18 protein-coding genes are annotated in these 19,663 nt (G+C 62.3%); 15 read left to right on the forward strand and 3 right to left on the reverse strand.

Features of this window, described 5'->3' with window-relative positions; all coding sequences use genetic code 11:
* Window positions 1-148: 148 nt before the first annotated feature.
* Window positions 149-1,312, reverse strand: coding sequence for a trans-sulfuration enzyme family protein (locus ACILSR_RS14765; protein WP_395750553.1), 1,164 nt, complete (start codon window positions 1,310-1,312; stop codon window positions 149-151).
* Between the two features lie 81 nt (window positions 1,313-1,393).
* Here ACILSR_RS14765 and pyrH point away from each other — a divergent pair, with 81 nt between their 5' ends.
* The 5 genes from pyrH to ACILSR_RS14790 all read left to right on the forward strand — a co-directional run bounded on the left by pyrH (window position 1,394) and on the right by ACILSR_RS14790 (window position 7,538).
* Window positions 1,394-2,131 (forward strand): UMP kinase, encoded by a 738-nt coding sequence (gene pyrH, locus ACILSR_RS14770; protein WP_395741792.1) that lies wholly within the window; start codon window positions 1,394-1,396, stop codon window positions 2,129-2,131.
* A 36-nt stretch (window positions 2,132-2,167) separates the two neighbouring features.
* Window positions 2,168-2,734 carry a ribosome recycling factor gene (gene frr / locus ACILSR_RS14775; protein ID WP_395737392.1) on the forward strand — a complete coding sequence of 189 codons (567 nt, stop codon included), beginning with the start codon at window positions 2,168-2,170 and terminating at the stop codon, window positions 2,732-2,734.
* A 102-nt stretch (window positions 2,735-2,836) separates the two neighbouring features.
* Complete coding sequence (locus ACILSR_RS14780; protein WP_395750554.1) at window positions 2,837-3,514, forward strand: UDP-N-acetylglucosamine diphosphorylase; 678 nt, start codon at window positions 2,837-2,839, stop codon at window positions 3,512-3,514.
* A 144-nt stretch (window positions 3,515-3,658) separates the two neighbouring features.
* Window positions 3,659-6,484, forward strand: coding sequence for a DUF6600 domain-containing protein (locus ACILSR_RS14785; protein WP_395750555.1), 2,826 nt, complete (start codon window positions 3,659-3,661; stop codon window positions 6,482-6,484).
* A 139-nt stretch (window positions 6,485-6,623) separates the two neighbouring features.
* Complete coding sequence (locus ACILSR_RS14790; RefSeq protein ID WP_395750556.1) at window positions 6,624-7,538, forward strand: alpha/beta fold hydrolase; 915 nt, start codon at window positions 6,624-6,626, stop codon at window positions 7,536-7,538.
* On the opposite strand, the gene ACILSR_RS14795 is transcribed toward ACILSR_RS14790, so the two are convergent.
* Window positions 7,539-8,363: a hypothetical protein gene (locus tag ACILSR_RS14795; protein WP_395750557.1), complete on the reverse strand. Its 825-nt coding sequence runs from the start codon at window positions 8,361-8,363 to the stop codon at window positions 7,539-7,541.
* A 181-nt stretch (window positions 8,364-8,544) separates the two neighbouring features.
* On the reverse strand, window positions 8,545-10,170 hold the full coding sequence (locus ACILSR_RS14800; protein ID WP_395750558.1) for a porin: 1,626 nt from the start codon (window positions 10,168-10,170) through the stop codon (window positions 8,545-8,547).
* A gap of 272 nt (window positions 10,171-10,442) precedes the next feature.
* On the opposite strand from ACILSR_RS14800, the gene ACILSR_RS14805 reads away from it, so the two are divergent.
* From ACILSR_RS14805 to ACILSR_RS14850, 10 genes are all read left to right on the forward strand, one after another.
* Window positions 10,443-11,258 (forward strand): PstS family phosphate ABC transporter substrate-binding protein, encoded by an 816-nt coding sequence (locus ACILSR_RS14805; RefSeq protein WP_395750559.1) that lies wholly within the window; start codon window positions 10,443-10,445, stop codon window positions 11,256-11,258.
* Window positions 11,259-11,350: 92 nt separating this feature from the next.
* The gene (pstC, locus tag ACILSR_RS14810; RefSeq protein ID WP_395750560.1) at window positions 11,351-13,285 is read left to right on the forward strand and encodes a phosphate ABC transporter permease subunit PstC; all 1,935 of its coding nucleotides are present in this window, start codon (window positions 11,351-11,353) and stop codon (window positions 13,283-13,285) included.
* On the forward strand, window positions 13,282-14,544 hold the full coding sequence (gene pstA / locus ACILSR_RS14815; protein WP_395750561.1) for a phosphate ABC transporter permease PstA: 1,263 nt from the start codon (window positions 13,282-13,284) through the stop codon (window positions 14,542-14,544). The genes pstC and pstA overlap by 4 nt, the downstream gene beginning before the upstream one ends.
* A 14-nt stretch (window positions 14,545-14,558) precedes the next feature.
* The gene (pstB, locus tag ACILSR_RS14820) at window positions 14,559-15,347 is read left to right on the forward strand and encodes a phosphate ABC transporter ATP-binding protein PstB (protein ID WP_395750562.1); all 789 of its coding nucleotides are present in this window, start codon (window positions 14,559-14,561) and stop codon (window positions 15,345-15,347) included.
* 1 nt (window position 15,348) lies between these two features.
* Window positions 15,349-16,137: a phosphate ABC transporter ATP-binding protein PstB gene (pstB, locus tag ACILSR_RS14825; RefSeq protein ID WP_395750563.1), complete on the forward strand. Its 789-nt coding sequence runs from the start codon at window positions 15,349-15,351 to the stop codon at window positions 16,135-16,137.
* A gap of 4 nt (window positions 16,138-16,141) precedes the next feature.
* Window positions 16,142-16,468 carry a hypothetical protein gene (locus ACILSR_RS14830; RefSeq protein WP_395750564.1) on the forward strand — a complete coding sequence of 109 codons (327 nt, stop codon included), beginning with the start codon at window positions 16,142-16,144 and terminating at the stop codon, window positions 16,466-16,468.
* A 165-nt stretch (window positions 16,469-16,633) separates the two neighbouring features.
* On the forward strand, window positions 16,634-16,954 hold the full coding sequence (locus ACILSR_RS14835; RefSeq protein ID WP_395750565.1) for a hypothetical protein: 321 nt from the start codon (window positions 16,634-16,636) through the stop codon (window positions 16,952-16,954).
* Between the two features lie 33 nt (window positions 16,955-16,987).
* Window positions 16,988-17,707, forward strand: coding sequence for a hypothetical protein (locus tag ACILSR_RS14840; RefSeq protein WP_395750566.1), 720 nt, complete (start codon window positions 16,988-16,990; stop codon window positions 17,705-17,707).
* Window positions 17,704-18,444: a type III pantothenate kinase gene (locus ACILSR_RS14845; protein ID WP_395750567.1), complete on the forward strand. Its 741-nt coding sequence runs from the start codon at window positions 17,704-17,706 to the stop codon at window positions 18,442-18,444. The genes ACILSR_RS14840 and ACILSR_RS14845 overlap by 4 nt, the downstream gene beginning before the upstream one ends.
* Window positions 18,445-18,457: 13 nt before the next feature.
* Window positions 18,458-19,396 carry an ROK family protein gene (locus ACILSR_RS14850; protein WP_395750568.1) on the forward strand — a complete coding sequence of 313 codons (939 nt, stop codon included), beginning with the start codon at window positions 18,458-18,460 and terminating at the stop codon, window positions 19,394-19,396.
* The last annotated feature ends 267 nt before the right edge of the window (window positions 19,397-19,663 follow it).

The following is a 19,663-nucleotide window of genomic DNA, read 5'->3' on the forward strand; positions in this document are numbered from 1 at the left end:
CGAAAATGTGCGATGGGTGCATGTGGCGGGTCCGGTGGTTCTCGGTCGCTACGCTCCCTTCACCACCGGCTAATATCTCTGCTCCCTCCGGGAGCACAGAAGCAGCATCTCGGAGAGATGAGAGCCCGCCGCTAAGGATTGATAACCGTCACCTCCCCTTCAGCGCCCGGTCGATGTCCTTCCACAGGTCCTCCACGTGCTCGATGCCCACGGAGAAACGCACGAGGCCGTCGGTCACGCCGGCGGCTTCGCGGGCGTCTTTGGGAATGGAGGCGTGGGTCATGCTGGCGGGGTGGGCCACGAGGCTTTCGATGCCGCCTAGGCTCTCAGCCTGTGTGAAGAGGCGCAGGCGGCGGATGAAGGCGAGGGTGTCGGCGTAGCTGAGGCCAAAGTCGGCCAGCAGCATGCCGCCGCCGGCGGACATTTGTTTTTTGGCCAGCTTGAACTGAGGATGGCTCTTCAGGAAGGGGTACTTCACGCTCTTCACACCTTTGCGGCCTTCAAGGCGCTGGGCCAGTTCCAGCGCGTTGGAGCAGTGGCGCTCCATGCGCACGGCTTCCGTCTTCGCACCGCGGGAGGTCAGCCAGGCGTCAAAGGGGCTGGGCTGCAGGCCGATCGCTTTTTGTGCAAAGATCATTTTCTCCTGCCACTCTTCCGAGTTGGTGCACACGGCGCCGCCCAGGCAGTCGCTGTGGCCGTTGGTGTATTTGGTGGTGCTCAGCAGGGAGAGGTCTGCGCCGAGATCCAGCGGCTGCTGCAGCAGGCTGGAGGCAAAGGTGTTGTCCATGGCCACCACGGACCCCGCTTTATGCGCCACCTCGCTGATGGCCTTGATGTCCAGAATCTTCAGCAGCGGATTCGTGGGAGACTCCAGCCACACGAGCGCGGGCTTCAGCCGGGCGATGAGGTCGTAGTTTTCCGGGTTGGTGAGATTGGCGTATTTAATTTTGACGCCAAAACGCTTGAGCACCTTTTCAAAAATGCGGTAGGTGCAGCCATAGATCTGCTGCTCGGAGAGAATGGTGTCTCCCGTCTTGAGGGAAAAGAGGATGGCGGAGATGGCGCTCAGCCCGCTGGCAAAGACGGTGCTGTGCTTCGCATTTTCCAGGCTGGCCAGGGTGGTCTGCAGGTTGCGGAAGTTTGGGTTTCCGGAGCGGGTGTAGTCAAAGCTGCCCGGGTTCCCGCTCTCAAAGGTGGACGTCATGTAGATCGGCGGGATCACCGCGCCGGTCTCGCTGCGGTAGTCCTGGCCCACGTGGATGGCGCGTGTCTCGAAGCGTGCGTCGGAGGGGATGGTTGGGTCTTCCTTCATGATGTAGCGGGATGTGTGACATGCAGATTTAGCTTTGCAAGGCCCCGGCGCGCATGCTTTATGAGTTAAATCTGATCTTTCATGCCCGACACCACAGCTCCCCGAAAATTCCGTCGCGTTCTGCTCAAACTCAGCGGTGAAGCGCTGAGAGAACCCGGCAGCACGGACAATATCTCCCCGCCGATCGTCGAAGACATGGCGGCCCAGATCAAAGCCGCTCATCAAACCGGCCTGGAAATCGCCCTCGTCGTGGGGGGCGGGAATTTCTGGCGTGGCATCACCGCCAGCAACAAAGGCATGGAGCGCGCCACCGCCGACTACATGGGCATGCTGGCCACTGTGATGAATTCGCTCGCCGTGCAAAGCATGCTGGAGGCCATGGACGTGCCCACCCGTGTGCAGAGCGCCATCAAGATGGACAACGTGGCGGAGCCTTTCGTGCGCCGCAAAGCCATGCGCCACCTGGAGCTGGGCCGCGTGGTCATTTTCGCCGCCGGCACGGGAAATCCTTTCTTCTCCACGGACACCACCGCCGCGCTGCGCGCCAGCGAGATCAATGCGGAGATCGTGCTGAAGGCCACGAAGGTGGACGGCATCTACGACTCCGATCCCAACAAAAATCCGAATGCCGTAAAGTTTGACCGCGTGAGCTTCCACGAGTGCCTCACCCGCCAGCTCAAGGTCATGGATTCCACCGCCTTCTCCCTCTGCATGGAGAACAACATGCCCATCGGTGTGTTCAGCATGAACGAACCTGACAACATCCGCCGCGCGCTCATCGGCGAATACATCGGGACAATGGTGGACGCCAAAGGCTGAAACCGACCCAAACAAAACTAGAGAGACTGATCTGCTATGGACCCTGAACTGACGATGATGGAGGCCGACGAGGCCATGACGAAGGCCGTGGAGCACGCCATCCACGAATTTGCCACCGTGCGCACCGGCAAGGCCTCACCCACGCTGGTGGAAAACATGGACGTGCATGTGATGAGCTACGGCAGCCACATGAAGCTGAAACAGCTGGCCATGATCACCACGCCGGACGCGCGGCTCATCCGCATCGAGCCTTTTGATTCCTCCACGCTGCAGGACATCGACCGCGCCATCCGCGAATCACGCCTGGGCCTCAATGGCAGCATCGAGGGCAAAGTGATCCGCCTGCCCATTCCCGCCCTTTCCCAGGAGCGCCGCGAGCAGATGGTGAAGATGTGCAAGACGCTCGGTGAAGACGCCCGCGTCCGCGTCCGCTCGGCCCGCCGGGATGCTCTCGAAACCATCAAAAAAGGCGAGAAAGACGGCCACATCACTGAAGACGACCTGCACCGCATGGAAAAGGAAATCCAGACCATGACGGACAAGAAGATCGCCGAGATCGACCAGCACGTCGTTTCCAAGGAGAAAGAAATTCTGACGGTTTAAGCCGACTCGGTTTCAAGTTTAAGGTTCAAAGTTTCAAGTTCACCCTGAGACGCCGCCGCTGAAAACTTGAAACCTTAAACTTGTAACTTCGAACTTTTTCGGATGTTTCCCGCCCGCGACTACCTCGACCTCACCCACACGAAGCATGGCATCCTTTTCCCGGATGACTCGCCGGTGTGGACGGCGCTGGCGCGGATCGAGTCCTACCTGGACTTCCGCCTGCAGCGGGAGATCCGCGTGCAGGTGCCGCCGGGAGCGTTCATCGGCGAGGATGTGTTCATCGATGAAGGCACCACGCTGGAGCCTGGCGTGGTGATCAAGGGGCCTGCCTGGATCGGGCGAAACTGCCAGCTCCGCGCGGGCTGCTACATCCGCGAGAATGTCATCATTGGCGACGGCTGCGTGCTGGGGAATTCCTGCGAGTTCAAGAACTGCGTGGTCTTCGACGGCTGCGAGGTGCCGCACTACAATTACGTGGGGGATTCCATCCTCGGCCACAAGGCGCATCTTGGCGCCGGCGTCATCCTTTCCAATGTGCGGCTGGACCGCCTGGAAGTGACGGTGAAGACGGACTCGGACATCATCCCCACCAGCTTGCGGAAATTTGGGGCCATCGTGGGAGACTACGCGGAGATCGGCTGCAACAGCGTGATCAGTCCCGGCAGCATCATCGGCCGGCGCAGCATTGTGTATCCCCTCACACACTTCAGCGGCGTGCTGGAGGCCGACCTCATGCTCAAGACGCGGCAGACGCAGCAGGTGGTGAAACGGCGGAGGTAGCGGCGGGTGCTTGGAGATGCGAGATGCCACGCGTCTCTTGTTTGGCAGCAGAGAATAGTCCTTTGATCGAGCACGCGATTTCTTACGCTCTTTGCGACAGATTGAATAGAAGCAGGGTGGAGGCAGTCAGAGCAGCATCCCGCCATGAAACCATTTTTCCGTCTTTTGACCGCCACTGCCGCTGCGCTGCTCTCGCTGACAGGCTGTGACAAATCCGCCCCGCCAGCCGCCGTGGCACCCGCAGCGTCAGCACCCGCGCCGGTGGTGGAGGATCCCCAGCTGGTGGAGGCCCGGGATGCATTGCAGCGTCAGGCGCTGGAAATCGAGACCAAGACGGCCCTGATGGACAAGCAGCTGGCGGACATGCAGCAGGCGCTCAAAGAGCAGGAGAACGCTGAGCTGCGTGGTTCGCTGAACTCCTTGAAGCAGCAGAATGACGAGCTGCGGGTGCAGGCGGAGGCCGCGCGGGAGAAGAGCAATGCCATTTCCCAGCGCATCGCCACGGCCCTTCCGGACACGGGGGTGGCACAGCCGGTGGTGCAGGCGGATTATTCGCTGTTTTACGATCAGCTCGCACCGCTGGGCCGTTGGTTTGAGGTGAATGGCTACGGCTACTGCTGGCGGCCCACCATCACCGTTGCGGGATGGCGGCCTTATGTGGACGGCTGCTGGGTCTGGTCTCCGCTTGGCTGGGCGTGGCAGTCCAATGAGCCGTTCGGCTGGGCCACCTACCACTATGGCCGGTGGATCAACCTGGCCCGTTACGGCTGGGTGTGGGTGCCTGGCAGTGAGTGGGCGCCGGCATGGGTGGCATGGCGTCAGAGCCGCGACTGCGTGGGTTGGGCTCCGCTGCCGCCCCATGCGGGAGTGTGCAACGGTGTCTATCGCGACTGCGATGCGTACTACGGCCTCGGCCCCACCAGCTACGTCTTCATCAACAACACCCAGTTTGTCAGCCCCACCTACGTCAATATCTACGCGCCGGTGACGCAGCAGACCGTGATCTTCCGCCAGAGCGTGAACGTGACGCAGATCGTACCGCACGGCAGCCAGGGGCACGGGCGCGGCCATGTCTTTGCGCAGCAGGGCGGGCCGCCCCGTGCGCAGATGGAGCAGATCTGCGGTCTGCCGGTGCCGCAGCGGCCGCTGCAGACGGTTCAGGCCGAGCAAATGCGCGAGCATCACCATCAGCAGCCGCACGCGCGCCCGGCGCCGGCATCCGGCCTGGCCGTAGTCCAGCTGCCCACCCTGTCTTCCGGCGCGCACATGCGTCCCCCGGAAATCAGAGAGCACATCCAGCACCCTGCGCCGGTGAATGGGTTTGAAGGCGTGCCCCAGCAGGTCGCCTCCGAGATCCGCCGGAACATCGCCCAGGAAAGCCAGACCGCCGCCGTGCAGCAGCCGCCAGCGCACGGGCACATGCCGCATGGACCTGGCCGCCATCCCGGCGGAGCACCGGATGTGGCAGGAGCCGCACCTGGCGCCCATGCCCCCACTCACGGGCAGACATCACCAGCCAGTGCTCGTGAAAACGCTCCGGCAGCACCTGTCGTGGTGCAGCCCGCGGCACCTGCGGCGATTCTTCCTGGTGGAAACGTGGAGCAGACTCGCCCCGCCATGCCGGTGGCGGGAAGCCTGCCGGAACACCGTGGGCAGCAGCACCATCGGACATCGGGGGGAGCTCCTGAGCAGGTCGCCCCCGCCATCGTCACGGCACCCTCGGCAGTGCCGCCACAGGCCGCCGCAGATACCAGAATGCCTGCTGAACAAGCCGGCGCCAATGCCAATGCCAATGGCACCGTTCCTGGCACTGCCCCTGCCGAGGCCGAAAGACCTCGCGCTCATGCCGCTGCAGAGCAGGCGCAGGGCAGCGCTCCTGGCATGCAGCACCGCCACCAGAGAGAGACGGAAGAGCAGCAGGCCCAGGCGGCAAGGCGGGCCGCCGAACAGGCCGCTGCAAGCGCAGAGCAATCACGCCTGCAAGCCGCCACAGCCCAGCCACAGCCACAGCCGCAGACCACCCAGCCGCAGACCACCCAGCCGCAGAGCATGGCTGCCGATCAAGCCACAGCGGCTGCCGAAGCTGAAAAAGCCCGCCTGCAAGCCGCCGCTGCGCAGCAGCAACTGCAACAGCAGGCTGGCCAGCAACAGCGCATGGCAGCTGAGCAAGCCGCCGCCGCTGAGACGGAAAGAACCCGCCAGCAAACGGAAGCCAGTGGCTTGCAGCTCATGCGCCAGCAGCAAGAGGCGCAGGCACGCGCTTTGGCGGAGAAGATGGCTGCCGATCAGGCCGCCGTGGCCGCCGAAGCGGAGAAAGCCCGCATGCAGGCCGCCGCCGCGCAACAGCAGCAGCAAGACGCCCTGGCCGCCCAGCAGCGGGCGGCTGCCGAGCAGCAGCAGCGCGCCATGGCCGAGCAGGCGGCTGCAGCGGACAAAAACCGCCAGATGGCCGACGCACTCGCCATGAAGCAGCAACAGCAGCAGGAGCTGGCCGCCTCCATGCAGCGCCAGGCCGAGGAGCAGACCCGCCGCGCTGCCGAGGAGCAGCAAATGCGCGCCCAGCAGGAGGCCTCACAACGTTCCGCGCAGGAAATGGCTCAGCGCCAGGCCGAGGAACAGGCTCGCCGCCAGCAAGAGGCTGAAATGCAGCGCGCCCAGGAGCAGGCCCGCCGCGCCGCTGAAGAGCAGATGCGCGCTCAGCAGGAAGCCGCACAACGTGCCGCGCTGGAACAGCAGATGCGTGCCCAACAGGAGGCCGCCCAACGTGCCGCCGAACAGATGCGCGCGCAGCAGGAAGCTGCGCAACGCGCCGCTCAGGAGCAGGCCCAGCGTCAGGCCGAGGAACAGATGCGCGCCCAGCAGGAAGCCGCTCGCCGCGCCCAGGAGGAAGCCCAGCGCGCCGCAGCCGAGGCCGCCCAACGCGCTGCGGAGGCCGCCCGCAATCAGCCACAGCCGGCGCCCGGTTCTTGAGACCGGGTTCAGGCCGTGGCGGGTCAGAGAAAGGTCGAAAGATTTTCCGATCCGCAGAGCCTGATTTGCTGTGAGTGCTGCCCGGCCAATGTGACTCTCCTGTTGTGAGGGGGCGGGCGGGCATGGTACCTTTCCCCAAATGCGCCCGTTCCTCCTGACCTTGCTGCTCGCAGGCTTTCTGAATGATGGCCACGCAGAGGAGGTCATCCGAGTCACCTGGAAGACGGCGCATGCCGCAGCACCGCCGCAGTTTGCGCGTCCCGCATCCGATTTCCTGCCGATGTTTCGGCTGGCGCTGACGTCGCTGCCAGAGTCGGCGATCGTCTCCATGGCCCTGTCACAGCCTGCGGTGCTGGGTTTGAGCCAGGAGCAGGCAGCCATGATGCGTCCGCTGCTGGAGGCGCGGTATGAACTGATGGCCAAATCACCCACGTACTCCGGAGTGGCCTCGGCGCTGCCTTACTGCTTTGCCGCCACGCAGTCCCGCGAAGGTCTGGCGCTGGTGCATGTCCCGACGATGATGACGGCACAGACGCCCGTGCTGCTGTTTCTGCATGGCTACGGTGGCAGCTTCCTGTGGTATCAGCACCTGCTGGCGGAGCAGTTTCCCCGCACCCTCATCATCTGTCCGGTCTACGGCATCAACACCTCCACCATTTCCAGCGACTATGTGCGGGAGTGCCTGCAAGCCGTGGCCACGCGTCTCGGGCGCCCGGACATCAAACCGTTTCTCATCGGCCTGTCCGCAGGCGGCTTTGGTGCCTGCGATCTCTACACGCAGCACCCGGAACGCTTTGACCGCCTGATCTGCCTGGCGGCCTATCCGCCAGAGGACCTGCTGCCCAAATTTCCGCGTGAGTCCAAAGCCTTCTTCATGGTCGGCGGCGCGGAGTACTACGTGAAATCAGGCGACTTCGCCCGGCGCATCGCCCAGGTGCGCCAGCACGCCTCATCCACCCAGGACTTCATCGTGCCGCAGGCGGACCATTTCTTCCTGCTCTCCCACACGGACCAGACGATGGCGAAGCTGCGCGAGTGGCTGAACCGCCAGTGATCACACCCGCAGCATGTCCTTCACCACCTGCCAGTAGAGGAAGATGCAGCCGCGCCAGGAGTAGCGGAATTCGCCGTTGCCGGTGGGCTCGATGACGCCAGTGGTGATGTTGTGGTCGATCTGCACGCTCATGTCCCGCTCGATGTAGGCGTGGAGATATTCCGTGTCCTGCAGGGCCAGGTCCTCGGTGCGAACGCCTTCGCGTTGGAGAAAGAGCTCGTGGCGTTCCAACAGCTCGGAGAAGGAGCCGGCGCTGGCGAAGCGGTTCAGCCGCTGCATGGGGGAATGCTTCATCGTCGCGGCGAAGGGGTAGTTCGTCGTGGTGAAGGTGATGCCACCGGCGGTGCGGGAGGTGAGGCTGACGTAGGAGAAGCCGAACTCCCCCTGCTGCGCGAGCGCGATGGAGGCCTGGGTGCGCTTTTCCGCGTGGTAAAAGAGGCGCATGAAGTAGTCCGTCTGGCTGAACTGCCACCCGGTGTCGCCAACTTCCACAAAGCCGTCGTCCTCAGCCTCGCTGCTGAGGTCCGAGAGTTCCGGGAAAACCTCGCGGGAGGGAGGAAAGCGGTGCTTCACCTCGCTCTTGATGGGAAAGCGCAGCCGCCGCACGCGGAAGACGATCTCCATCCACGGCACCATGAACCACGCGCCGACAAAGATGGCACCGCCGATGTGGGTGTCCGTCAGGAAGAAGCCGCTGAGGTAGGAGGCGCCCAGCAGGGAGAGCCAGCCGAGCTTCTGAATGAAGCGGTTTTCAAAGGACCGGCAGCCGATGGCAAAGACGATGGCCGCCGCGACATACAGGATCTGCTGGAGAATGGTTTCCATGAAGGCGGCCGAATTCGGGGTGAAAATTAAAATAAGGGAAAAGAACGGGGAAAGCAAATGGGGAAGGACGAGTGCGGAAGGGGAACGCGAGATGAACATACGCCTGAGGTGAAAACAAGGAGGCCGGATGCACTCCCGATGCATCCGGCCTCGCACTCAACCTCAACCTAAAGGGGGTCGTTTAGAAATTCACCTGGGCCTGCACGCCGAGGTAGTCGTAGTTCACATTGCTGTAGGGGGCCACGTTGGTGTTGGTGCGCATGCCGTGCATGAACATGGCGGTGAGCTCCAGCTCGGGGTAGGGGATGAAGCGGAAGCCGAGGCCCACTTCGTTGACCTTGTCGCGCGGGGCATTGGTGGCGAACTTGCGGCCGCCGTTGTAGGTCTGCCAGCGGACGAAGGGGATGAGCTCGCGCTGGCTGGCAAAGACGTGACGGTAGTTGGCCTGCACATAGCCGCCGCTCAGGCTGGCGGTGCTGATGGTTTTCAAATCGTTGGAAAGCACCGGGCCTTTGCCCCAGTTCCACTCGGTTTCGATGCCGAAAGGCTGCGGGAACAGCACGCCGGAGATGGCGACTCGCGCATCGGTAAAGCCGCGGTTGCCTCCGTTGCCATTGGCCGGGGTGCCCACGCCAGGGATAGGGGCGGTGGTGGTGTTGAACTTGCCGGCGTAGCCCTGGATGCCGAGCTCCAGGAACTGGCCGTTTTCGAATTCAAAGGGGTAGGTGGCGCGGGCCGCCCAGTGGGGCTGCCCGTTGGTGTCCGGGCGGTTGATGCCCTGGCCGGAGTAGGCGCCGAAGGTGAGCATGCCGTAGTCGCCGGAGCCGCGAAGGCCCATTTTGACGAGGTTTTTGAAGCGCTCGCGGATTTCATACGGGGCATACATGTAGTACACGCCGAAGTCACGCTCGCCCTCCACGGCGGTGCTGATGGCTTCGGGGCGTTCCAGAGCCAGACGGTTCTGGGAGGACTGCATGGTGGCGTAGCCATAGGGCACCTTGGAGAGGCCCATGCGCACGCGGTGCTCGCGGGCGGGGTCCAGGGAGACGTCGGCGTAGTAGTCGCGCGCCTGCACACCGCCGTTGCCATTGACTCCACCAAACAAATCGGCCTGGAAATAGAGATAGACGTGGTTGGTCAGGTCACCGCTGAAGGCCAGACGGCCGCGGCGGATGCCGATGCTGGACTGGTCATTGGCAAAGGGGTCATTCTGGATGTGGAGCTGGCCGCCGTCCTCTTGCATGACTGAGTCCGCGCGCACCTGCAGGTAACCCTTCATCTTCAGACGCTCATACCATTTGTCCGCCAGGAGGCTGTCCAGCTCGGCGGAAGACATGGTGGAGGGGGAGGTGTTGTCGGTGATCTTCGAGATGTCCTCGATCTGTCCGCGGGTGGTGGAGATGGCGTTTTCCAGGCTGTCCACCTTCGTCTCGGTCTGGGAGAGGCGCTTTTCCAGCAGGGGAGAGCCTCCAGACTGATTGAGGGTGCTTTCCAGATGGCCCACCTTGCTCTCGGTCTGCGCCAGACGCTTTTCCAGGGCGGCGGTGCTGGCTGCAGGAGCGGCGGCTGCTGGGACTGTGGGCGCTGGAATGGCGGCCACTGCTTTTTCACGCTCTTTGTCCTCCTCACGGGAAGCGGCCACCAGCATGTCGTACTCTTCCTGGCTCAGCGTGCCCTTGGCCTTCATGATCTGGAAGAGCTTTTCCATTGCCGGACCGGCGGTGACTGGCAAAGATGGCGGCAGGGCAATAGTGACGGCGGCAAAGGCGGTCAGCGCACGGGCGATGCGGGAATGTTGGAGGCGCATGTGTGGAGTGTGTCGGGTGAGTTAAGGAAACTCCCGGGGCTGAATGGCTCCCAGGAACGAATGTCACATGCCCGTAACCGGAAATACCCGCCAGACTCTTAATGTGACGCTTTCGTCACGTACGGCAGTTATTCACAGCCGCCATGCGGCTTGTGCAGAAGAAAGCGGGCCTGTATCTTGAATGTGACGCTTTCGTCACAGAGTGCATTTTGACCACCTGCCCCCTTCCTCCATTATCCGGGCCTCATTCCATCCCATTGAATAAACCATCCATGAAGATCGCCTTCCTCACCCTTGCCACCACCTTTGCCGCAGCCCTCTCGCTCCAGGCTCAGACCACTCTGCGCATCCGTGGCTCGGACACCCTCGGCGCCAAGCTCGTCCCCCAGCTGGCGGAATCCTTCAAGAAGCAGGGCGGCAAAGTGAGCTTCGACATCGCCGCAGAAGGTTCCTCCACCGCTTTTACCAATCTGGCCTCCGGCACCGCTGAAGTGGGCATGTCCAGCCGCAAGGTGAAGGCGGACGAGCGCACCCTCTGCCGCAGCAAGGGCGTGACCCTCACGGAATTTGAAGTCGCCTGGGACATGATCACCGTGGTGGTGAACAAGAACAACCCCGTCTCCGACCTCTCCAAGAAGCAGCTGCTGCAGATTTTTGCCGGCGATATCAAGGACTGGAGCGAAGTGGGCGGCACCCCCGGCCCCATCTCCCTCTACACCCGCAACACCTCCTCCGGCACCTACAAGGACTTCATTGCTCTGGCTATGAAAGGCCGCGAGTACGGCAAGAACAGCCAGAAAATGGCTGGCAATGAACAGATTGCAGCGGAAGTCGGCTCAAACCCCAACGGCATCGGCTACGTCGGTTATGCCTATGCTGGCGCCAAAGGCATCAAGGTCGTGTCCATTGCCGGCTCCTCCCCCAGCCCGTCCGCAGTCAAGTCCTACCCCCTGTCCCGCCCCACCTACCTCTACACCAGCGGCGAGCCCACCGGCACCACCAAGGCCTTCATCGATTTCTGCCTCAGCCCAGCAGGCGATGCCATCGTGAGCAAAGCCGGTTTTGTCCCTCTCAGCATTGCGAAATAACTGTTGATTGACCGATCCATAACTCCGGCGGAAGAGACGTGTCTCGACCGCCGGATTTTGTTTTGCCCCCGGTGCCCTAAGACCCCCGCCGCATGAACAGTTCCCCGCCGCCCAGCAGACCGCCCCTGCGCAGTGTGCTGCTCAGGAGCCGCAAGCGCACCATCCTCGGGGTCGATCCCCAGGCGCTGATCAAGTATTTCTTTGGCAGCAACGCCAGCGTGGCCATCATCGTGCTGGTCCTCATCATGGTGTTCCTGCTGCGTGAAGGCATCGACTTCCTCCCCACCTACAAACGCGAGCTGCAGACCTACCGCCGCGCGGGACTCGAGTTCTGTGACATCATCGACCAGCCCCTGCAGCGCAATCAGGCCCTCTCCAGCAGCCTGCGCCAGGCAGTCAGCGCTTCTTTGGAGACGCTCAGCAAAAAGGCTCGTGACCGACGTGACGCTGCTTTTTTGCTGAAGCGCCAGGTGGAGGACAAGACCGCCCGTCCGCGCGACACCCTCACGCAGGCCCTGGAAAAGACCCCGCCCGCACCGGACCAGATCGAAATCCTGCGCAAAGAGCTGGGCGCGGCCTCCGCCAGCGCTGCCGCAGCGCTGAGCTACCCTGATTTTTTCAACGCAGCGGAACGCGAGCAGCTCCAGCGCGAGTTTGCGGCGCTCACCCCTGAAGTCACCGATCTGCCACCGCTGCTGCAGACGCTCGTGGCGGAATTCAGCACCAAGGACCGCGAAGCGCGCGCCAAGTTCGCCGCTCTCGTGACGGCCCAGGAGGAGTTTGAAGAGGCCACCGAGCCTCTGCAGGAAGTGGTGGACGAACTCAAGGCGAAGGCGCTGGAGACCAAGGAAAAGGCCGTGGAGTTTGAAGTGCTGGAGACCAATCGCCAGCGCCTCCTCGAAGCCGCCGCGAAGGAAACGGACGCGAAGGAGAAGGCCAGCCTGACCAAGGAGGCGGAGGAGTCCGTGGCTGAAGCGGTCAATCTGGAGGAGCGCATCCAGGAGATCACCTCACGCAGCGCTGAACTGCGCGAGCAGGTGGAGAAATATGCCGTGGTCATCGAGAAAGCCGCCGCTGCGCTGCCCAAGGAGGCGGGCACCCCGGAAGCGCTCAAACTCATTAATGACGTGCGTGAAGGCATCCCGGAGCATGCGCGTGAAATGCGCTCAGCCGCCGCCACCCTGGAAGGCTGGCGCTGGGACAAACCCGTCTCCATTTTCAGCGTCATCGGCGCTTTCTTCTTTGGCACGCAGTGGATCACCAACAGCTCCTGGCAGGACTTCTTTGGCTTTGTGCCGCTGCTCACCGGCTCGCTGGTCATCGCCGCGATCGCGATCTTGATCGCAACACCGATCAGCGTGGTGGCGGCCATTTATACGAACCAGTTTGCCAGCGAGCGGGAGAAGGAAATCATCAAGCCGGTGATCGAGTTCATCCAGGCCATTCCTTCCGTCGTGCTCGGCTTCATCGGCATTTCGCTGGTGGGAAATCTCATCAAGGACGTCAGCGAATGGAGCTGGCTGCAATGGGTGCCCGGCTTTCCCATTCAGGAGCGCCTCAACATGTTCAATGCCGGCTGCCTGCTCGCCTTCATGGCCGTGCCCACCATGTTCAGCCTCTCGGAAGACGCGCTGAACAATGTCCCGCGTGCTTACATCGATGCCTCGGACGCGCTCGGCGCCACGAAGCTGCAGACCGTCTTCCGCGTCATTGTTCCGGCGGGCATCTCCGGCATTCTTTCCGCCATCCTGCTCGGCCTCGGCCGCGTGGTGGGGGAGACGATGGTGGTGCTGCTCGTCGCGGGAAATCGCATCGCCATTCCCGACTTCAGCGCCGGGCCCGGAGTCATCTTCCAGCCGGCGCACACGCTCACCGGCATCATCGCGCAGGAGCTGGGCGAAGTCTCGCGCGGCAGCTCCCACTGGCAGGCGCTCTTCATGGTCGGCATCGTGCTGTTTGCCATCTCCCTTCTCGTCAACTGGTGCGCCCGTGCGGTGGCGCGCCGCTTTGAACCCCACAAGGCATGAGTTTCGATTTCACTCCAGAACCCGGCGGCTCCAGTGATGCCGACGACACAAGCGCCGCTGTGATCGCCGCAGGCGCCAGCGGTTCTTCATCCCCTGGCAGTAACCCCTTCGCCGGCGACAACTCCGGCATCCAGAAGCGCGAGACTGCCGCGCGCTGGGCGCTGCGCGTGGGCAGCTACATGGTGGTGCTCACCACGGTGGCCATCATGCTGCACATTTTTGTCAAAGGCGCCCCGGTGGCCTTTCAGTCCAAGTGGCCCTTTGTGAACACCAAGTTCCTCACCGAACTGCCCGCCACGCTGCACGTCATCGAAGACCAGCAGGGGAATCACATCGAGACGGATGTGAACGGCTCCGACGCCATCAAAAAGAAGCTGGGCGACAACTTTCGTGCCGAAAAAACCATCTCCTACTCCGGCGGTGGCATCCTGGGGCCGATCGTCGGCACCGCGCTCCTGGTCATCGTCAGCGTGGGCGTGGCGCTCTTCCTCGGCGTGGCTTGTGCGATCTACCTCAGCGAGTATGCGAAGCACGGCAAGTTCCTGGAAATGGTGCGGCTGGCGATTTTGAATCTCGCTGGCGTGCCCTCGGTGGTGTTTGGTTTGTTTGGGCTTGGTGCCTTCGTTTTGACCGCGCCGACGTTTGTGGATGTGCCGGCGGAGCGCTCGGTGTTTGCCATTCCGCTGGGCTTCACCACGCTGAGCTTTGAGGGGTGGGACACCTGTGTGCTCTCCGGCGGCTTCACGCTCGCCTTCGTCATCCTGCCTGTCATCATCACCGCCAGCGAGCAGTGCCTGCAGGCCGTGCCGCAGGGCTTCCGCGAGACGAGCATGGCGCTCGGGGCCACGCGCTGGCAGACCATCCGCCACAGCGTGCTTCCCTTTGCCACGCCGGGCATTCTGACCTCCAGCATCCTCGGCATCGCCCGTGCGGCCGGTGAAACGGCCCCGATCATGTTCACCGCGGCGCTGGCTTTCAAAGACAAGCTGCCCTGGCAGAAAGACCTGCCGCCTCTGCCTGCAGATGCGTCCATTTTCGCCCATTGGGAGCAGAGCGTGGCGCGCTTTCTTGGCATCTTCACCGAGTCCGTGCAGGCCCTGCCGTACCACATTTACACCCTCGCCGCCAAGATCCCGCAGAACGAGTATGCGGAGCGCGCGCAGTACGGCTCCGTCTTCGTCTTCCTCGTGCTCGTCGCCTCCCTGGCCGCCAGCTCCGTGCTGCTGCGCAAGCGCTTGCGTGCAAAGTATCGCTGGTAATTTGTCTCTCCTTCATGTCCGCAGATCTCTCCGCCAAATCCACTCCGCCGCCTGTCGTCCAGGTGCGTGACATGGATTTTTGCTATGGAAACAGCAAGGCCCTCTTCGACATCAATTTGCAGGTGGAGTACCACCGTGTGACCGCCCTCATCGGCCCCTCCGGCTGTGGCAAGAGCACGCTGCTGCGCTGCATCAACCGCATGAACGACCGCGTGCCCAGCGCACGCGTGACCAAGGGGGAAGTGCTCGTCAAAGGCAAGAACATCCACGACTCTGATGTGGACCTCACCCAGCTGCGCAAGCAGGTCGGCATGGTCTTCCAGAAGTCCAATCCCTTTCCCAAGAGCATCTACGAAAACGTCGCCTACGGCCTGCGCATCCATGGCGAGAAAAACAAGAGCGTCCTCGATGAAGCCGTGGAGCGCTCGCTAACGCACGCCGCGCTGTGGGATGAACTTAAAGACCGCCTCAGCGCCAACGCACTCGCCCTCTCCGGCGGTCAGCAGCAGCGTCTGTGCATCGCCCGCGCCATCGCCACCGTTCCCGATGTCCTGCTCATGGACGAGCCCTGCTCCGCGCTGGACCCCATCTCCACGCTCAAGATCGAGGAGCTCATGCACCAGCTCGCCAAGGAGTTCACCGTGGTCATCGTCACCCACAACATGCAGCAGGCCGTGCGCGTCTCCGACTACACCGCCTTCCTCCACCTCGGCAAGCTGGTCGAGTTCGCCCCCACGGAGGAGCTCTTCACCAATCCGCGCGAAAAGCTCACCGAGGCCTATCTGCGCGGCACTTTCAGTTAAAATGGCCGCCGATACTCCAGCCTCCACCGCCACAGAGCCGCTCATCCAGGTGGAGAAGTTCAACTATGCCTATGGCGACAACCAGGTCCTTTTTGATGTGGACCTGAACATGCGCAGCGATGATGTGACGGCCCTCATCGGCCCCTCCGGCTGCGGCAAGAGCACCCTGCTGCGCTCCATCAACCGCATCAATGATCTGGTGGATTCCGCCCGTGTGGTCAGCGGCAAAATCAAGATCGACGGCGTCGATCTCTACGCGCCTGATGTCGATGTGATCAGCCTGCGCCGCAACGTGGGCATGGTGTTCCAGAAGTACAATCCCTTCCCGCGCTCCATCTTTGAAAATGCCGTGTACGGCCTCCGTGTCGCGGGAATCAAAGACCGCCACGATCTCGAAGAAGCAGCCGAGCGCAGTCTCAGGGCCGCGGCGCTGTGGGACGAGGTAAAGGACCGCCTCCATGAGGTGGCCACCGGCCTCTCCGGCGGTCAGCAGCAGCGTCTGTGCATCGCGCGTGCCATCGCCCTGCAGCCGCGCATTTTGCTGATGGACGAGCCCTGCGCCGCGCTGGACCCCATCGCCACCGCGCGCATTGAGGAACTGATCCATCAGCTGCGCGGCCAGTACACCTTCATCATCGTCACGCACAACATGGAGCAGGCTAAGCGCATCGCCGACCGCACCGCCTTTTTCTACAAAGGACGGCTCATCGAGGAGGACGAGACGATGACGATTTTCAACAAGCCTGCAAATGCGCAGACGGAGGCGTATATTACCGGCAGGCTGACGTAAAATCGTGTCCCAACAAAGCGACATAGCGGACGCCATCCACCAACGCCTCGCTCATGGCGCGGTGTCAGTCGCCGCCCTGGTGCGCGAAGTCCGCGAGCGCTGGGGACCGGAGCACAGCTTTGGCTCCGTGCATCTCTTTGTGGAGGAGGTGCTCTACTGCCTGCTGAGAGAGTCTGATGTGGACGTGGCATGCGCCACTGCGGGCGATCTCGTGTCGTGGAATCTGCCGGCAGACGAGGCCTGGGAAAAAATCTCCGAACACCTGCGGAAGATGCATGAGTTTCTGGAAGACGATGACTGGTGCTGCCTGCGGAAGAAACACCTGAGCTGAGCCGTGCTCCCAGCTCCTGCGCAAACGCGAAGGCGTCAGCAAAGTGGTCCGCTCAGTCCTCTGAGCGGCACGAGCTTCCCAGCGCAATCATTCCTCCCAACGATCCCACCCGCCTGTTTGGCCTTGGCGGCAGCTGCGGCTTTGAATAGGATGGGGTCACTTTCCATGGTCCGCTTTTTCACTGCCCTCTCGCGCCTCTTGTGCCTTACCATAGGCGCGTGTGTGGGGCTTCTGCTGTGGACGACATTCGAGTCCATCAACGAAACAAAAGCACCTTTTAAGTTTATGGCTGAGCACGATAGGAATGACCCTCAATACATTCAGGAGTTGCAAAGGCTGAATGAGCGCCTGCTGAAGGACATGGACAAGCGCGCGGAGACAAATAACCGCTGCCAGCTCATCATTGGCTGTGCGGCAGTTCTACAAATCTTCGTGGCCATCGGCATGCTCAGACGCCCCAGGCCATCCTTTCCACCCCAAAGTTGAAAAAATCGTTTCTTGCAGCACTATGAGGGCGTCATGAGCCTCCGCCCCTTAGCACTCCTCTTTCTCACCGCCAGCGTTGCCAGCGCTGGTGTGGAAGTGGACATCGAAAAATTCGGCGCCAGTCTTGGCGGCTGGACCAAGGAGAAAAAGAAGGCTGCCGAGTACAAGTTCTCCGAAGTCGATTTCCGTACCTACAAGCCCGAGGTCACTGCCGCGCCTGATGGCGGTGTGTTCATCTCGGTTCGCGTGGACCACCTGCGTGGCATGTTCTCCTCAGACGACCATGCCAGCCTGGAGATGAGCTTTGCGCCGGACGGCACCCTGCTTTCCTCCCAGGCCGCCATCTCCATCCAGGCGCGCAAAATCAGCAGCGACATGTTTCGCAGCGGCGGCAGCTCCGCCGCGAAGGCCGCTGGCGAGCTCGCTGGTGGCACGGCTGAAAAGGCCGCCAAGCTCAGCAGCAGCATGTTCGCCAGTCTCGCCGGCAAGCTGTTGCGGGAAAACGTCACCGAGCCAGGCCGCATCGCTTATCCGGCCGCCCTGCGCCACAACTACAATCTCCTCTTTCAGTGCGTGAAGTATGTGAAGGATCCCCCCAAGGCCCTCGTGGTGGAGGGCGACCCTCTCCGCCCGAAGCCGCCAGAGCCCAAGGGCGCTCCTGAAAACATGTTCGACGTGCACACCTTTGGCGAGCCTGCCAAGGAGGAGAAAAAGGAAGAGCAAAAGAAGGAAGGCGAAAGCTCCAAACCATGAGCCGCATGCAGCTGCTCATCGACGTTGGCAACGGACGCACGAAATTCGGACTCGCCACGCAGGAGACCATCCTCGAACGCCGCGAGCACCCCACCCGCGAGCTCTCGCCGGATGCAGTGCGCGAAGTCACGCGCGGCTGGGACTTTGAAAAAGCCGTCATCTGCAGCGTCGTGCCCAAGGTGTTGCCCGCCTTCCGCGAAGTGTTTGCAGACCGCCTCATCGAGCTGCGCCATGATGCGCCGCTGGGCATCGGCATTCGCTATCCCAGGCCCGAAACCATCGGCGCTGACCGTCTGGCCAATGCCGTGGCCCTGGCGCACATGCACGGCGCACCCGGCATCGTCATCGACTTCGGCACCGCCGTGACCTTTGACATCTTATCCGCTGACAAATGCTACATCGGCGGCGTCATCGCGCCCGGCCTGCGGCTCATGACCGACTACCTCCACGAGCGCACCGCGCTGCTGCCCAGCGTGGACCTGCGCGAGCCGGAAACCGCCATCGGGCAGTCCACCGAAGGCGCCATCCTCGCCGGTGCCGCCATCGGCTATCGCGGCATGGTGAAGGGCATCTTGGAGGCGCTGAAAAAAGAACTCGGCAGCAAGGACGCCCACGTCGTCGCCACCGGGGGAGACTCGGAGTGGATCATCTCCGGCATGGACGAAGAGATCCTCACCGACCCCGATTTGACCTTGCACGGACTGCGTTTGGTGGGCAATCTCCGCGCCCCGCTTTGAGGCGGAACGTGATATGGCTGAAACTGATAAAACCTCCATTGGCATCGACTTTGGCGGCACCTCCGTGAAACTTGGAGTGTGCCGGGGCGATGAACTTCTCGTCACCGACGAACCCATCCCCACTACTCAGTTTCACGGACCGGCGGCGCTGATCGGAGAGATGGCCTCACGTGTGGCCAAGCTGCGCGCTACGTATCCCGCCATCTGCGCCATCGGCGTGGGCGTTCCCGGGCTTGTCGATTTCGATCACGGTTTTGTGCATGAGCTGACGAACGTTCCCGGCTGGAAGCACGTGCCGCTGAAGGCCATCCTTGGCGAGAAGACCGGCCTGCCCGTGCTGGTGGAAAATGATGCGAATGCCATGACCTACGCCGAGTTCCGCCACGGCGCGGCACGGGGCCTGAAAAACGTCATCGGCCTCACCATGGGCACCGGCATCGGCGGCGGCCTCGTGCTGGATGGCAGGATGTTCCGCGGCAGCGGCTTCGTCGCCGGCGAGATCGGCCAGATGAGCATTCACTTTGACGGCAAGCCCGGCCACTACGGCAATCTTGGTGCGCTGGAAAAATACACCGGCAACCAGCAGATCGCCGAGCACGCGGTGCAGCGCTATGCCGAAGCAGGCATTGAAAAAGAAATCGCCGAATGCACGCCCAAAAAGATCGCCGATGCCGCCCAGGCCGGAGACGACATCGCCCGGCAAATCTGGGGCGATGTGGCGGACTGGCTCGGCACCGCCATCGCCAGCATCGCCTGGCTGCTGAACCCCGATGCGTTCGTCATTGGAGGCGGCGTGGCCCAGGCCGGAGACCTCATCTTCACCCCGCTGAAGAACAAGGTGCAGAGCATGCTCAGCACCGTTGTCTGGGAGCGCCTGCAGATCCTGCCCGCCCGCTTCAGCAACGAGGCCGGCATCATCGGCAACGCCGCCCTCGCGGCGGATGCGGTGTAAAAGCTGGCGCACTCACAGATCAGAATTCCTCTCGTCCTCAAAATCTGGAATCACGCGACTTTGTCGGACCACGGATAAAGGTAGAAAAATTAGGGGTAGAAAGATTTACCGATCCTCAGATTCTGAATTTTTCTACCCCTAATTTTTCTACCTTTTTTCCGGAACGAACCTCATCGCGGGCACCGGGGGAAGAAGCAGGAATAACAGGTGGAGAAGATTGGTCAGCCAGGCAAAACGGTAGAATTGACTTCCAGCACACGTTTCTGG

It is taken from the genome of Prosthecobacter sp., from assembly GCF_044222565.1.
Lineage (GTDB): Bacteria > Verrucomicrobiota > Verrucomicrobiia > Verrucomicrobiales > Verrucomicrobiaceae > Prosthecobacter.

What these genes read in the sequence shown, in the direction of transcription:
- pyrH (WP_395741792.1), top strand. Translation starts at nt 1,394, where the DNA reads ATGCCCGACACCACAGCTCCCCGAAAATTCCGTCGCGTTCTGCTCAAA.
- ACILSR_RS14805 (WP_395750559.1), top strand. Translation starts at nt 10,443, where the DNA reads ATGAAGATCGCCTTCCTCACCCTTGCCACCACCTTTGCCGCAGCCCTC.
- ACILSR_RS14785 (WP_395750555.1), top strand. Translation starts at nt 3,659, where the DNA reads ATGAAACCATTTTTCCGTCTTTTGACCGCCACTGCCGCTGCGCTGCTC.
- ACILSR_RS14835 (WP_395750565.1), top strand. Translation starts at nt 16,634, where the DNA reads ATGGTCCGCTTTTTCACTGCCCTCTCGCGCCTCTTGTGCCTTACCATA.
- ACILSR_RS14845 (WP_395750567.1), top strand. Translation starts at nt 17,704, where the DNA reads ATGAGCCGCATGCAGCTGCTCATCGACGTTGGCAACGGACGCACGAAA.
- ACILSR_RS14850 (WP_395750568.1), top strand. Translation starts at nt 18,458, where the DNA reads ATGGCTGAAACTGATAAAACCTCCATTGGCATCGACTTTGGCGGCACC.
- pstC (WP_395750560.1), top strand. Translation starts at nt 11,351, where the DNA reads ATGAACAGTTCCCCGCCGCCCAGCAGACCGCCCCTGCGCAGTGTGCTG.
- pstB (WP_395750562.1), top strand. Translation starts at nt 14,559, where the DNA reads ATGTCCGCAGATCTCTCCGCCAAATCCACTCCGCCGCCTGTCGTCCAG.
- ACILSR_RS14795 (WP_395750557.1), bottom strand. Translation starts at nt 8,363, where the DNA reads ATGGAAACCATTCTCCAGCAGATCCTGTATGTCGCGGCGGCCATCGTC.
- ACILSR_RS14840 (WP_395750566.1), top strand. Translation starts at nt 16,988, where the DNA reads ATGAGCCTCCGCCCCTTAGCACTCCTCTTTCTCACCGCCAGCGTTGCC.
- frr (WP_395737392.1), top strand. Translation starts at nt 2,168, where the DNA reads ATGGACCCTGAACTGACGATGATGGAGGCCGACGAGGCCATGACGAAG.
- ACILSR_RS14780 (WP_395750554.1), top strand. Translation starts at nt 2,837, where the DNA reads ATGTTTCCCGCCCGCGACTACCTCGACCTCACCCACACGAAGCATGGC.
- ACILSR_RS14790 (WP_395750556.1), top strand. Translation starts at nt 6,624, where the DNA reads ATGCGCCCGTTCCTCCTGACCTTGCTGCTCGCAGGCTTTCTGAATGAT.
- pstA (WP_395750561.1), top strand. Translation starts at nt 13,282, where the DNA reads ATGAGTTTCGATTTCACTCCAGAACCCGGCGGCTCCAGTGATGCCGAC.
- ACILSR_RS14800 (WP_395750558.1), bottom strand. Translation starts at nt 10,170, where the DNA reads ATGCGCCTCCAACATTCCCGCATCGCCCGTGCGCTGACCGCCTTTGCC.
- pstB (WP_395750563.1), top strand. Translation starts at nt 15,349, where the DNA reads ATGGCCGCCGATACTCCAGCCTCCACCGCCACAGAGCCGCTCATCCAG.
- ACILSR_RS14765 (WP_395750553.1), bottom strand. Translation starts at nt 1,312, where the DNA reads ATGAAGGAAGACCCAACCATCCCCTCCGACGCACGCTTCGAGACACGC.